The sequence below is a fragment of the Lentzea sp. NPDC054927 genome (assembly GCF_053610285.1).
On record NZ_JBSGXZ010000001.1, the window covers coordinates 145,787 to 158,129 of the forward strand.

Annotated in this window: 16 protein-coding genes; 14 read left to right on the plus strand and 2 right to left on the minus strand. The window is 68.7% G+C overall.

Annotation, left to right across the window (positions count from 1 at the left end):
* Positions 1–72: 72 nt before the first annotated feature.
* The 11 genes from ACWGE0_RS00690 to ACWGE0_RS00740 all read left to right on the plus strand — a co-directional run bounded on the left by ACWGE0_RS00690 (position 73) and on the right by ACWGE0_RS00740 (position 9,041).
* Entirely contained in the window at positions 73–1,704 is a 1,632-nt protein-coding gene (locus tag ACWGE0_RS00690) for an MFS transporter (RefSeq protein ID WP_452259317.1), read from the plus strand.
* The gene (locus tag ACWGE0_RS00695; RefSeq protein WP_452258765.1) at positions 1,686–2,933 is read left to right on the plus strand and encodes a GNAT family N-acetyltransferase; all 1,248 of its coding nucleotides are present in this window, start codon (positions 1,686–1,688) and stop codon (positions 2,931–2,933) included. The genes ACWGE0_RS00690 and ACWGE0_RS00695 overlap by 19 nt, the downstream gene beginning before the upstream one ends.
* Positions 2,934–2,971: 38 nt before the next feature.
* The gene (locus ACWGE0_RS00700) at positions 2,972–3,478 is read left to right on the plus strand and encodes a general stress protein (protein WP_319965371.1); all 507 of its coding nucleotides are present in this window, start codon (positions 2,972–2,974) and stop codon (positions 3,476–3,478) included.
* Positions 3,475–3,696, plus strand: coding sequence for a hypothetical protein (locus ACWGE0_RS00705; protein ID WP_452258766.1), 222 nt, complete (start codon positions 3,475–3,477; stop codon positions 3,694–3,696). The genes ACWGE0_RS00700 and ACWGE0_RS00705 overlap by 4 nt, the downstream gene beginning before the upstream one ends.
* 124 nt (positions 3,697–3,820) lie before the next feature.
* On the plus strand, positions 3,821–4,357 hold the full coding sequence (locus tag ACWGE0_RS00710; RefSeq protein WP_452258767.1) for a hypothetical protein: 537 nt from the start codon (positions 3,821–3,823) through the stop codon (positions 4,355–4,357).
* 472 nt (positions 4,358–4,829) lie between these two features.
* Entirely contained in the window at positions 4,830–4,997 is a 168-nt protein-coding gene (locus ACWGE0_RS00715; protein WP_452258768.1) for a hypothetical protein, read from the plus strand.
* 66 nt (positions 4,998–5,063) lie between these two features.
* On the plus strand, positions 5,064–5,819 hold the full coding sequence (locus ACWGE0_RS00720; RefSeq protein WP_452258769.1) for a TetR/AcrR family transcriptional regulator C-terminal domain-containing protein: 756 nt from the start codon (positions 5,064–5,066) through the stop codon (positions 5,817–5,819).
* A complete protein-coding gene (locus ACWGE0_RS00725) occupies positions 5,816–6,652 on the plus strand; it encodes an NAD(P)H-binding protein (RefSeq protein ID WP_452258770.1) in 837 nt (278 codons plus the stop codon). The genes ACWGE0_RS00720 and ACWGE0_RS00725 overlap by 4 nt, the downstream gene beginning before the upstream one ends.
* A 67-nt stretch (positions 6,653–6,719) precedes the next feature.
* The gene (locus tag ACWGE0_RS00730) at positions 6,720–6,950 is read left to right on the plus strand and encodes a hypothetical protein (RefSeq protein WP_452258771.1); all 231 of its coding nucleotides are present in this window, start codon (positions 6,720–6,722) and stop codon (positions 6,948–6,950) included.
* Positions 6,951–6,957: 7 nt separating this feature from the next.
* On the plus strand, positions 6,958–8,205 hold the full coding sequence (locus tag ACWGE0_RS00735) for an RNA polymerase sigma factor (RefSeq protein WP_452258772.1): 1,248 nt from the start codon (positions 6,958–6,960) through the stop codon (positions 8,203–8,205).
* Positions 8,206–8,270: 65 nt separating this feature from the next.
* Positions 8,271–9,041 (plus strand): hypothetical protein, encoded by a 771-nt coding sequence (locus ACWGE0_RS00740; protein ID WP_452258773.1) that lies wholly within the window; start codon positions 8,271–8,273, stop codon positions 9,039–9,041.
* On the opposite strand, the gene ACWGE0_RS00745 is transcribed toward ACWGE0_RS00740, so the two are convergent.
* Complete coding sequence (locus tag ACWGE0_RS00745; RefSeq protein WP_452258774.1) at positions 9,027–9,629, minus strand: LysE family translocator; 603 nt, start codon at positions 9,627–9,629, stop codon at positions 9,027–9,029. The genes ACWGE0_RS00740 and ACWGE0_RS00745 overlap by 15 nt on opposite strands.
* A 133-nt stretch (positions 9,630–9,762) precedes the next feature.
* On the opposite strand from ACWGE0_RS00745, the gene ACWGE0_RS00750 reads away from it, so the two are divergent.
* Complete coding sequence (locus ACWGE0_RS00750; RefSeq protein WP_452258775.1) at positions 9,763–10,200, plus strand: VOC family protein; 438 nt, start codon at positions 9,763–9,765, stop codon at positions 10,198–10,200.
* Here ACWGE0_RS00750 and ACWGE0_RS00755 read toward each other — a convergent pair.
* Positions 10,193–10,963 carry an AraC family transcriptional regulator gene (locus tag ACWGE0_RS00755; protein ID WP_452258776.1) on the minus strand — a complete coding sequence of 257 codons (771 nt, stop codon included), beginning with the start codon at positions 10,961–10,963 and terminating at the stop codon, positions 10,193–10,195. The two genes, ACWGE0_RS00750 and ACWGE0_RS00755, sit on opposite strands and share 8 nt — an antisense overlap.
* A 68-nt stretch (positions 10,964–11,031) precedes the next feature.
* Here ACWGE0_RS00755 and ACWGE0_RS00760 point away from each other — a divergent pair, with 68 nt between their 5' ends.
* Both ACWGE0_RS00760 and ACWGE0_RS00765 read left to right on the plus strand, forming a co-directional pair.
* The gene (locus ACWGE0_RS00760; protein WP_452258777.1) at positions 11,032–11,586 is read left to right on the plus strand and encodes a TIGR03086 family metal-binding protein; all 555 of its coding nucleotides are present in this window, start codon (positions 11,032–11,034) and stop codon (positions 11,584–11,586) included.
* Between the two features lie 8 nt (positions 11,587–11,594).
* A complete protein-coding gene (locus tag ACWGE0_RS00765; RefSeq protein ID WP_452258778.1) occupies positions 11,595–12,278 on the plus strand; it encodes an aspartate/glutamate racemase family protein in 684 nt (227 codons plus the stop codon).
* The last annotated feature ends 65 nt before the right edge of the window (positions 12,279–12,343 follow it).

The following is a 12,343-nucleotide window of genomic DNA, read 5'->3' on the forward strand; positions in this document are numbered from 1 at the left end:
GAAGTGACCGTTGAGGTGGTAGCGGCTCCGGCCGGGTACAAGTGGATCGCGCTGTCCAACACGACGCTGGGCATGCTGATGGCGACGATCAACTCCTCGATCGTGCTGATCGCGCTGCCCGACATCTTCAAGGGCATCGCGATCAACCCGCTCGACCCGGCCAACACCGGCTACCTGCTGTGGATGATCATGGGTTTCCTGGTCGTCACGGCGGTGCTGGTGGTGAGCTTCGGGCGCCTCGGCGACATGTACGGCCGGGCCCGGATGTACAACCTGGGCTTCGCGATCTTCACGTTCTCGTCGGTCATGCTCGCGATCACCTGGTTCGACGGCGACGCGGCCGCGCTGTGGCTGATCGGCTGGCGGGTCGTGCAGGGCGTCGGCGGGGCGTTCCTGATGGCGAACTCCTCGGCGATCCTGGCCGACGCGTTCCCGGTCACCCAGCGCGGCATGGCACTGGGCATCAACGGCGTGGCCGCCATCGCCGGCTCGTTCCTCGGGCTGGTGATCGGCGGCCTGCTGGCCCCGGTCAACTGGAACCTGATCTTCATCGTCTCCGTGCCGTTCGGCCTGTTCGGCACGGTCTGGGCCTACCTCAAGCTGCACGACACCGGCGAACGCAGGCACGCCGAGATGGACTGGTGGGGCAACATCACGTTCGCCGTCGGCCTGATCGCGGTGCTGGTCGGCATCACCTACGGCATCCAGCCGCACGGCACCTCCCAGACCGGCTGGACCAGCCCGCTCGTGCTCGCCTGCCTGACCGGCGGCCTGCTCGTGCTGGCCGCGTTCATCGCGATCGAGCACCGCGTGCCCAACCCGCTGTTCGACCTGGAGCTGTTCCGGTCGCGCTCGTTCACCTGGGGCAACATCGCGAACTTCGCCTCGGCGCTGGGCCGCGGCGGGCTCCAGTTCATCCTGATCATCTGGCTGCAGGGCATCTGGCTGCCGCTGCACGGCTACTCCTACGAGGAAACGCCGCTGTGGGCCGGCATCTACATGCTGCCGATGACCGTCGGGTTCCTGCTCGCCGCGCCCACCGCCGGCATCCTGTCCGACCGGCTCGGCAGCAGGATGCTCGCCTTCACCGGCAACCTGATCGCGGCGGGCACGTTCGCGCTGCTGATCGCGTTGCCCGTCGACTTCCCCTACTGGGCGTTCGCGCTGATCCTCGTGTTCACCGGCGTCGGCATGGGCATGTTCTCCTCGCCCAACCGCGCCGAGGTGATGAACTCGTTGCCCGCCAACGCCCGCGGATCCGGCAGCGGCATGATGACCACCTTCCAGAACACCGCGATGGTGCTGTCCATCGGGTTCTTCTTCAGCCTGATCATCGTCGGGTTCTCCCAGTCGCTGCCCGCCGCGATGCGCACCGGGCTGGTGGACCACGGCGTGCCTCCCGCCGCGGCCGCCCAGGTCGCCTCACTGCCCGCGGTGGCCGTGCTGTTCGCGGCGTTCCTCGGCTACAACCCGATCCAGCAGCTGCTCGGCGACCAGCTCGCGACGCTCCCGCCGGACCAGGCCGCGTTCCTGACCGGCCGCGGGTTCTTCCCGAGCCTGATCTCCGCACCGTTCGCGCAGGGTCTCGCGATCGCGTTCGGATTCGCCATCGTGCTGTGCCTGGTGGCGGCGGTCGCGTCGCAGATGTGCGGTAAACCGGTGGACGGCCGGGGCACGATTCGTTCGTGGAAACCGAACGCCTGACGCTGCGCCCGCTCGGGCCGTCCGATGTGGACGAACTGCACGCGCTGCACGCCGACCCCGAGGTCATGAGGTACCTCGACCCCGAACCGGTCGAACACTTCCTCGGTGACAGCTTCCTGGCCGCCCACGAGAAGTCGAGCGGGCGGTTCGTCGGCTGGTTCGAGTTCAAACCCGTCGGCGACGGCGTGGTCGAGCTCGGGTACCGGCTGCACCGCGAGTTCTGGGGCCGCGGGTACGCCACCGAGGGCGGGAAGGCCCTGATCGAACGCGGATTCACCGAGGGTGGCGTGCAGCGGGTCGTCGCGACCACGATGTTCGTCAACACCGGATCGCGGCGCGTCATGGAGAAGTGCGGGCTGCGGCACGTCCGCACGTTCCACGTCGACTGGGCCGACCCGTTGCCCGGCAGCGAGCACGGCGAGGTCGAGTACGCGTTGACCAGGGGGAACCGCATGTGGCAGACGGACTTGGTGGACCTCGACGCGTACTTCGCGCGCACGGGAGCGTCCGCGACGAGTTCGCTGACAGAGCTGCACGAGGCGCATGTGCGCGCCTTCCCGTTCGAGAACATCGACGTGATGCTCGGCCTCGTGCCGTCGCTGGACCTCACGGACATCCAGGACAAGATGATCACCCGGCGCCGCGGTGGCTACTGCTACGAGCACCAGCTGCTGTTCACCGCCGTGCTCGAACGTCTCGGATACACGGTCGCACGCAGGATGAGCCGCGTCATGACCGGGCCGCGCACGCACTTCATGTCCATCGTCGACGACCACCTCGTCGACGTCGGCTTCGGCGCCGGGATGCTGCACCCCATGCCGCTGGTCGACGGCGCGGTCGTGGACCAGGCCGGGTGGCCGCACCGGTTGCGCCGCTCCGAAGGCCGGTGGGTGCTGGAGAAGCAGGCCGCGGACGGCTGGCAGCACATGCACGCGTTCGAACCAGATGTCGAGCAACGGCCCGTCGACTACATGGCCGCCAACTACTACGTCGCCACGCACGAGCGTTCGCCGTTCAGCCGCCAGCTCGTCGTCATGCGTCTCGAACCGGGCCTGAGCCGCCGTCTGGTCGGGTCGAAGTTCACCGTCGAGCGAGCGGGTGCGGAACCTGAGATTTCTCAGGTCGAAGATCTCGCCGAAACCCTGAAATCGCTGGACATCACGCTTACCGAGGGGGAGCTGAGTCACATCAGCTCAACTTCGGGAACACCCGTGGAGGCGCGTTCGTAGTACCAGGTGTAGGGGATCGCACTTCGGAGGTGTTGCACATGACCACCGCGACTCCGTTTGCCGCAGGGGCCAACGCAGGCGTCAACGCTCTGCCCACTCCGCCCACGGGCTGGCCCATCGGTTCGTACGGCACCTACGAAGAGGCGCAGCGAGCCGTCGACCACTTGGCGGACAACGACTTCCCGGTCGCCGACGTCACCATCGTCGGCGTCGAGACGATGATCGTCGAACGCGTCACCGGCCGCCTGACCTGGGGCCGCGTCCTCGGCGCGGGTGCCGCGTCGGGTGCCTGGTTCGGTCTGTTCGTCGGTCTGCTGCTGGGCCTGTTCTCGACCGGCGGCGCCATCGCCCCGATCATCACGGGCCTGGTCGCCGGTACGATCTTCGGCCTCGCCAGCGCCGCCGTCCGCTACGGCGCCCAGCGCGGCCGCCGCGACTTCGCCTCGACCACCCAGCTCGTGGCCGGTCGCTACGACGTGCTGAGCAACCCGCGCAGCGCCGAACGCGGCAAGGAAATGCTGACCAGCCTGGCCTGGCGGTCATGAACTCCCCGCTGACGGTCGAGGAACTGCGGGCCGCGCTGGAGGACATCCGGCGAACCACCGCCCGGCTCGGCGCCTCCGCCACCTCACTGGCTTCGCGGGCCGATCACGACCTGGGCCACGACGTCGCCGAGATCGTCAAGGACCTGCGGGCCGCCGCCCAGCAGCTGAGGGTCACGCAACTGCTGCTCGAACCGGCCGGTGCCGATCTGGCAGCCTGAGAACCAGCTCCCACCACGAGGAAACGCCGTCCCGCTCCGGGGCGGCGTTTCCTCGTTCGGAGATACTGCGCGCATGGCGGATGTGGGGGCTCCTTCGAGTGCGACGAGCTATCGGCGGACACGAATGATCGTGGGGCTGATCGTGCTGGGGCTGGTGGTGTGGTTCGTCGTGCCGCGCGCACTGGACTGGTCCGGGCCCTGGGTGCCGTCGTTCGTCGAGACGTTCTGGCTCCTGCCGCTGCTCGTCTCGGTGGCCCTCGGAGCCGGCCTGCTCGTGGAGGGGCGGACAGTCCTCGTGCTGATGTTGCCGGTCCTGGTGGTCGGCGGGTTCGTGGCCGGTGGCTTCGTCGCCCTGATGCGGATGGAGGCCCCGCCCGGTGACGAGGGCGTGCTGCCCGTGCCGCCGGGGTTGCGTGTGGTCAAGAGCGACCGCTACTGCGGTTCGGGCAACTGTTCGCGCGAAGTGACCGCGACCGGCGACGACGCCCTTCAAACCATGCGCACGCACCTTGCGTCCCGGGGTTTCACGGCTGCGCGTCCGCTGAACGACGACGGGCGGATGTGCCGGCGGACCGGGCTCGTGGCGACGCACGAGGTCTGCGCGGAGCTGCGGGACGTCTCCCCGAGCGGGGTCCGGGTCACCTGGTACGTCAACAACTGACGCGGGCTTCCGCTGAGCTTCCCTGTCAGCCCGGACCAGCGCGATGTGCGACGCCTGCCAGCGGTCCGCGTCAGGGTGCGGGGCATGGCGATCACGCTCAACCCCGGAAACACCGTCATGTTCACCGGCGACTCGATCACCGGCCTGTGGCGGCCGCCCGGTGAGGACCGCGCCGGCTACCCGCTGCAGGCCGCGGGCCGGTGGTGCTTCGAACACCCCGACCGGCCCATCACCTGGCTGAACACCGGATTCCCCTGCGAACGATCGCGGACCTGGAGGCTCGCTGGCAGACCGACGTGCTCGACGCGCGGCCGGACGTGGTGTCGCTCCTCGCCGGGATCAACGACGTCGGCAGGCGCACCTTCCACCCCGGTGAGCCCGTGGCCTCCGCCGAGGAGTTCGCGGCCACCTACCGGCGCCTGCTCGCGCCCCTCGCCGACGCGGGCACGCGGCTGATCCGAGGATCGAGGTCGTGCACGAGCTCGCCCGTGCACACGGCGCCGAACTGCTCACCGCCGACCGCATGTTCGCGTCGCTGTCCGCGCGGACCGAACCGGAGCGCTGGTCCGAGGACGGCGTGCACCCCACAGCGGCTGGTCACAGCGCACTCGCGGAAGCGTGGTCGAGCCTGGTCAGGTAACTGTTCGCCATTTCCGTAGGCTGTACGGTATTGTTTCCGTATGGCCTACGGAAATGGGGTGGGCGGATGGCCGCCGAACGCAGCGGCGGGGGAGACCCCGCCAGGACGCTCGCGTTGCTCTGGCGCACGCCGCAGCAGCCGAAGCCGGTGGGCAGGAAGCCCAAGGTGAGCGTCGACCAGATCGTCACCGCGGCGATCGCGGTGGCCGACCGCGAAGGGCTCGGCGCGATGTCGATGGCCCGTGTCGCACAGGAACTGGCCGTCGGCACGATGTCGCTCTACACGCACGTGCCCGGCAAGGCCGAGCTGATCGACCTGATGGCCGACATCGTGCTGCAGGAACGCGATCTCACGCCCGAGGGCACGTGGCGTGAGCGCATCAAGCACTACGCCGACCGCACCCGCGCGGTCTACCAGGCACACCCGTGGATGCGAGACGTGTCGATGGTGCGCCCGCCGCTCGGGCCCGGCCTGATGGACGGCCAGGAGTTCGTGCTGGCGGCGCTGGCCGACTCCGGGCTGGAGCCGCGGCACGTGACGGTCGCGCACATCGCGGTCGAGGGGTTCGTGCACGGCGCGGCGGCGTCCGAAGTGGACGATCAACAGCTCGCGGCGGTGACGGGTGAGTCCGGGGACTCGTGGTGGGGCGCGCGGCAGGTGTTCTGGGACGACTACTTCGACGTCGAGCGGTATCCGACGATGACGAACCTGTGGAACGCCGGTGCGTACGACACCGGGGACACGCTCGCGGACAACATGCGCGGCTCGTTCGACTACGGGCTGGAGAAGTTGCTGGACGGAATCGAAGGGGGCATCCGATGACGATCCTGGTGACCGGTGCGACGGGCAACGTCGGCCGGCTGGTGGTGCAGGGACTGAAGGGCGACGTCCGGGCCATCACCCGCAACCCGGACAAGGCGAACTTCCCGGCACACGTCGAGGTGGTCAAGGCCGACCTCGACGATCCGGACAGCCTTCCGTTCGACGGCGTGGACAAGCTGTACCTGTTCGTGCACCCGCCGACCGCCCAGGAAGTCGTGGACCGCGCGGTGAAAGCCGGCGTGCGCAGGATCGTGACGCTGTCCTCGGGCGCGGTGACCTACGGCTACGACACCACCCACCACCTGCCGGTCGAACAGGCCGTCGAGGCGTCGGGTGTCGAGTGGACGCATCTGCGACCCGGCGAGTTCGCGGTCAACAAGATCGACCTGTGGGGGCCGTCGATCCGCGCGGACGGCACGATCGTGCACCCCAGCCCCGACGACTTCGGCCAGCCGATCCACGAGGCCGACATCGCCGACGTGGCGATCAAGGCGCTCACCGAGGACGGCCACGCGGGCAAGGCCTACAACCTGTCCGGCCCGCCGCAGATCACGCAGCGGGACATGGCCAAGGCCATCGGCGAGGTGATCGGGCGCGAGCTGACGTTCCGGGACGTCACACGGGACGAGGCGCTCGCCTACTACGTGAGCCTCGGCTGGCCGGAGGAGATCGCCCGCTACATCCTCGGCATGAGCGGCTACGAGGGCGGCGAGCCCGATGACTTCGCCGACTACGAGTTCGTGGTGTCGCCGGACTACGAAACGCTGACCGGCAGGCCGTACCGGACGTTCGCGCGGTGGGCGCGTGATCACGCGGCCGACTTCACGGCCTGATCTTCGCGTCGATTTCGGCACCTCCTCGTTCGACGTCCTTGTGAGAGAGCGCGAACGAGGAGGTCCGGTGCGGTTCATGGTGTTCGTCAGAAGTCCGGAACCGTTGGCCGCGCTGCACAGGGACCCACTGCTGCGCGCGGGTGTGCTGCTCGACGTGGGTGACCTGCTGCCGGACGCGTACGGGGTGTCGGGGTACTGGCTGATCGACGTCCGCGACCACGAGGAAGCAGTCGAACGCGTCCGGCGCATTCCCCTTCCGGCGTGCGTCGTGGAAATACGTCAGGTGCCTGTGGTCTGATGCCCCCATGGGGGCTACAACCTCGGTGCACCGCACCATTGACGCGGTCTGGCGGATGGAGTCGGCGAAGGTCATCGCCGCGCTCGCCCGGTACACGCGCGACGTCGGTCTCGCCGAGGAGATGGCCCAGGACGCGCTGGTCGCGGCGCTGGAGCAGTGGCCGGAAGAAGGCGTGCCGAAGAATCCTGGCGCGTGGCTGATGACGACGGCGAAACGGCGGTCCATCGACCAGATCCGGCGGCGGGAGAACTTCAACCGCAAGGTCGAGGAGATCGGCCGCGACGTCCAGGAGGCCACGCCGGACGCCAGCGAGGGCATCGAGGACGAGATCGGCGACGATCTGCTGAGCCTCATGTTCACCGCCTGCCACCCGGTGCTGGGCACCGAGGCACGGGTCGCGCTGACGTTGAAGATGCTGGGCGGCCTCAAGACCGAGGAGATCGCCCGCGCGTTCCTGGTCAGCGACGCCACCGTCGCGCAACGCATCGTGCGCGCCAAGAAAGCCCTGGCCGACGCCGGCGTGCCGTTCGAGGTCCCGGAAGGCCCCGAACTCGCGCCCCGGCTCGCCAGCGTCCTCGAGGTCATCTATCTGATCTTCAACGAGGGCTACTCCGCCACCCAGGGCGACGACTGGCTGCGTCCGGAACTCTGCACCGAGGCGCTGCGGCTCGGCCGTGTGCTCGCCGAACTCGCGCCGAAGGAGGCCGAGGTCCACGGCCTGGTCGCGCTGATGGAGATCCAGGCCTCCCGGTCCAAGGCCCGCACCGGCCCCGGCGGCGAACCCGTGCTGCTGCTGGAGCAGGACCGCGGCAAGTGGGACTGGCTGCTCATCGGCCGTGGCCTCAAAGCCCTCGAACGCGCGGAAGCACTCAACCAGCCGCCCGGCCCGTACTACGTGCAGGCCGCCCTCGCCGCGTGTCACGGTCGTGCGCGCAAGGCCGAGGACACCGACTGGCAGCGCATCGCCACGCTCTACCAGGTGCTCGCGCAGATCTCGCCGTCCCCGATCGTCGAACTCAACCGCGCGGTGGCGTTGTCGATGGCCTTCGGACCCGCCGCCGGACTCGCGCTGGTCGACGAGATCGCCGGCGCGAAGGCGTTGCAGGGCTACCACCTGCTGCCCAGCGTGCGCGGCGACTTCCTGGCGAAGCTCGGCCGCACCGAGGAGGCGAAGGCCGAGTTCGAGAAGGCCGCCTCGCTGACCCGCAACGAGCGCGAGAAGACGCTGCTGCTGGAGCGCGCCGCCAACTGCTAGCCGGGACCCGTCCCGCACCGGCCGATCCATGATTCCGGCCCAGGCCGGGACCAGGGGAGACAGCGGTGAGCAAGGACAGTGCGGCCGACGGATACGTGTACGGCGCCGGAGCAATCCTGGCGCTGCTGAGCCTGTTGCCTGCGGGAATCTTCACGGCCGGAGGATCTCCGCTGACGCCGTTCTTCCTGTTCGCCCCGGCCGCACTGATCAGCCTGTTGATCGTGTACGCGTGGCTTCGGGGACATCTGCGCCGCCCCGGCCGGTGGACCCCCTGGCGGAGGACCGGCGCGGTGGCCGTCGCCGGGATCCTGACGACGACGGTGGCGTTGGGTGCGTTGCTGATCTCCTACGCGATCCTGGGCATGCCGCTGAAGGACAAGGACCTCGAACGGACGTGCGCCGACCGCACACCCAACCCGAGGTCGGCTTCCCTCTCCTCGGGCGAGCGGGTGACACGCGCTTACCTGGACACCGGCCACGGGTTCCGGCGCGCACCGGACTTCGACGTGCTGCCGGTCGAGAAGGACGAGGACCTGCCCGCCGTGCAGCAGGTGGCCTGTCTCAGCCTGCTCGGGTCGGGAGGGCGGCTGGGCACCTGTGACTACAACCAGGGCCCGGGGACGGGAACGTCCGCGACGACGACGCGCTACCAGGGCCGGTGGGAGCTGTCCGTGCGGGAGGCCCGCACCGGCCGCAGGATCGCCGTCCGGCCTCTGGACGGGTCTGCCGACGCCACGTGCCCGTCGCACTCCTACGTCGTGAACGGCCAGGCCTCGTCGGAGTACTACACCGAACCGTCCGCCGCCGACGTCCAGGCGGCACTAGCTGAGCGCTAGCTTCGCGCCGAGTGCGGCGAACGAGGCCGCGAAGAACCGGCGCAGCCACACCATCACGCGCGGCCGGGCCAGCACCCGGTCGCGCATCGACGCCGCGAACACCCCGTACACGGCGAACACCACGAACGTCAGCGCCATGAACACCGCGCTGAGCTGCAGCATCTGCCCGAAACCCGTCGCGAACTGTGGCAGGAACGCCACGAAGAAGATCGTCAGCTTCGGGTTGAGCAGGTTGATCAGCACCGCCGACACCACGACCTTGCGCGCCGAGGCGGGCGCGGTCTTGGTGGCTGTGCCGATTTCCGCCACCAGTTCGCTCTTGTCCCGCAAGGTCATCCACGCCAGGTACACCAGGTACGCGACACCGAGGTACTTCACGATCTCGAACGCCAGCGCGCTCGTGTGCAACAGCGCCGCTAGTCCCGTGACGGTGGCCAGCACGTGCGGCACGATCCCGAGGGTGCAGCCGAACGCGGCGATGACGCTCGCCTTCCGGCCGTGCGCGAGACCGGCCGACAGCGTGTACAACACACCGGTGCCGGGCGTGGCGACCGCGATCAACGTCGTGACCAGGAATGCGAGGCTCATGCCGGTGACTCTGCCGTCAAAGCGGTCCAGAAAGCAGAGCCAAAACTCGGCTTCGAAGTTGGACCACTTTCGATGTAGAGATGATGTCGGCGGCTCCGTCCCAGGGGTACAAAGCAACCAGGAGGCACCCGAAATGGCAATCAAGGCCATGCACCACCTCGGCATCACCGTCACCGACCTCGCCGCCGCCGTGACGTTCTTCCAGGAGCTCGGCATGGAGCTGGAAGGCAAGGCGCACATGGAGGGAGAGTTCGTCGACGGCGTCATCGGGCTCGACGGCTCCAAGAGCGAGATCGCGATGCTGCGCACCCCGGACGACCGGTACCGGATCGAGTTCAGCGAGTTCCAGACCCCGGAAAGCATCGACGGCAGCTCGCACGCGCCGATCAACGCCCTGGGCCTGCGGCACGTCGCGTTCATCGTGGACGACCTCGACGACACCCTCGCCCGCCTCAAACCGCACGGCGCCGAGGTGGTCCGCAACGTCGAGACCTACCAGGACATGCTGAAGACCTGCTACGTCCGCGGTCCCGAGGGGATCCTCGTCGAGCTGTGCGAGTACTTCAACTGAGTGCCCGCGCGTAAGCCGTTGGAGTCACTCCAACGGTCTGGGTGAAGTCACGCACGAGGTGGGCCTGGTCGCTGTATCCGAGATCAGCGGCCAACCGGGCCCACTCCACCTCGGACTCCGCGCGTTCCAACGCCTCGTGGATCCGATACCGCAGGATGACCCACTTCGGGCTCACCCCGACGTAATCCGCGAACAGCCGTTGCATCGTGCGCACCGCGACACCCTCGGCCCTGGCGAAGTCCGCGACCCGCCGGATCTCCCGGTCGTCGCGAATCCGTTGGACCAGCTCCATCGCGTTCGTCGCCTGCGGATCGGGCACCGGCCCCATCCCCAGCAGGAACGCGTCGAGCGCGGCCACCCGGCCGTCCTCGTCCTCCACGTCGAGCACCAGCGCGGCGGGAACGTCGAGCCGCACGTGCCTCCCGGTCCAGTGCGACACCGGCTCGGCACGGAACGGCCGGAACCCACCCGGCCGGAACTGCACGCCCGCCACCCGAATCCGCCCGTCCAGCACCCGGCTGAACAACCCCAGCCCGACGCCGGCGATCTCCGGCTGCGGGTGCCCGTGTTCGAAGACGACGTTCACGGACGGATGCGGCACGACGTGTGTGGTGTACGGCGAATCCAACTGACCATCGATCAGCCAGTAGTGCTCCAGATACGGCTGCAACTCGGCGCACGGCATGCGGCGCCGGAACCGCACACGAGCGAACAGCTCGCGCGCGTCCACGATCCCCCGAGTGTCCCGACGCGGCCCCTGCACGGCACCGATCCTAAGTTGGCGCGTTTCTTCAAGAACGCCGAACCGTGCCAGACATAGCGTCAGCAACCATGAAGCTCAGTGTCCTGCTCGACCGCGCCCGCGACCACGCACTGCCCGTCATCGCGTCCATCAGCGACGACGACCTGACCAAGCCCACCCCGTGCGCCGACTACGACGTCCGCGCGTTGCTCGACCACCTGATGCACGTCGTCGTCGAGTTCCAGAAGCTCGCCGCGAAGCAGGACGCCGACTTCAGCCACACGCCGTCCTATCCGGACTGGCGCGCGCAGTTCCCTGCCGAGACCGCGAAGCTCGTCGACGCGTGGGGACAACCCGGCGCGGACGAGGGCATCGCCGGCAACATGCAGATGCCCGCACAGACCGTCGGCGGGCTCGTGCTGCTCGACCTCACCATCCACATCTCCGACCTCGCCCAGGCGACCAGGCAGCGCTTCGAGCCCGACCCCGAGGTGTTCGCCGAGGTCAAAAACCTCGTCGAGCAGATGGGGCCGATGGCCATCGAGATGAACGTGTTCAAGGCACCCGTCGACGCACCGGCCGACGCGTCCGCGATGGAGCAGCTCCTGGCCGCCACGGGCCGTGACCCGCGCTGGAATGCTTGACTGGCGGCATGAAGACGATCGGCATGCTGGGCGGAATGAGCTGGGAGAGCAGCGCGGAGTACTACCGGCTGGCGAACGTGCTGGTACGCGAACGCGTCGGCGGCCTGCACTCCGCCAAGGTCGTGCTGCACTCCGTGGACTTCGCCGAGATCGAACGCATGCAGGTCGAAGGCCGCTGGGACGACGCCGGCAAGGCGCTCGCCGAGGCGGCCGCGGGTGTGCAGGCCGCGGGTGCGGACTTCCTGCTGATCTGCACCAACACCATGCACAAGGTGTTCGACCAGGTCCAGGCCGCCGTCGACATCCCGGTGATCCACCTCGGCGACACGACCGCCGCCGCCATCAAGGCAGCGGGCCTGACAACGGTCGGTCTGCTCGGCACCGGGTTCACGATGGACCAGGCGTTCTACCGCGAACGCCTGGAGTCGCACGGGTTGCGCGTCCTGCTGCCGTCCACGGAGGACCGCGCGACCGTGCACCGGATCATCTACGACGAGCTGTGCCTGGGCGTCGTCCGCGACGAGTCCCGCCGCGCCTATCAAGACGTGATCTCCCGGTTCGAAGGGGCAGAAGGCGTGATCCTGGGCTGCACCGAGATCGAGCTCCTGATCACCCAGGCCGACGTGCCGCTTCCGGTGTTCCCGACCACCCGCCTGCACGTCGAGGCGGCCGTCGAGCGAGCGGTTCTGTGAACCGTTGATGTGACCTGGCGTACAACGCGGCCACTGTGGGGAGGGTCTTAGTCACTGAGGGCTAC

Coding starts and splice junctions, on each gene's coding strand:
- ACWGE0_RS00725 (WP_452258770.1), top strand. CDS start 5,816: ATGACGATCCTGGTGACCGGTGCGACGGGCAACGTCGGCCGGCTGGTG.
- ACWGE0_RS00745 (WP_452258774.1), bottom strand. CDS start 9,629: ATGAGCCTCGCATTCCTGGTCACGACGTTGATCGCGGTCGCCACGCCC.
- ACWGE0_RS00690 (WP_452259317.1), top strand. CDS start 73: ATGCTGATGGCGACGATCAACTCCTCGATCGTGCTGATCGCGCTGCCC.
- ACWGE0_RS00750 (WP_452258775.1), top strand. CDS start 9,763: ATGGCAATCAAGGCCATGCACCACCTCGGCATCACCGTCACCGACCTC.
- ACWGE0_RS00700 (WP_319965371.1), top strand. CDS start 2,972: ATGACCACCGCGACTCCGTTTGCCGCAGGGGCCAACGCAGGCGTCAAC.
- ACWGE0_RS00765 (WP_452258778.1), top strand. CDS start 11,595: ATGAAGACGATCGGCATGCTGGGCGGAATGAGCTGGGAGAGCAGCGCG.
- ACWGE0_RS00760 (WP_452258777.1), top strand. CDS start 11,032: ATGAAGCTCAGTGTCCTGCTCGACCGCGCCCGCGACCACGCACTGCCC.
- ACWGE0_RS00720 (WP_452258769.1), top strand. CDS start 5,064: ATGGCCGCCGAACGCAGCGGCGGGGGAGACCCCGCCAGGACGCTCGCG.
- ACWGE0_RS00710 (WP_452258767.1), top strand. CDS start 3,821: ATGATCGTGGGGCTGATCGTGCTGGGGCTGGTGGTGTGGTTCGTCGTG.
- ACWGE0_RS00705 (WP_452258766.1), top strand. CDS start 3,475: ATGAACTCCCCGCTGACGGTCGAGGAACTGCGGGCCGCGCTGGAGGAC.
- ACWGE0_RS00735 (WP_452258772.1), top strand. CDS start 6,958: ATGGGGGCTACAACCTCGGTGCACCGCACCATTGACGCGGTCTGGCGG.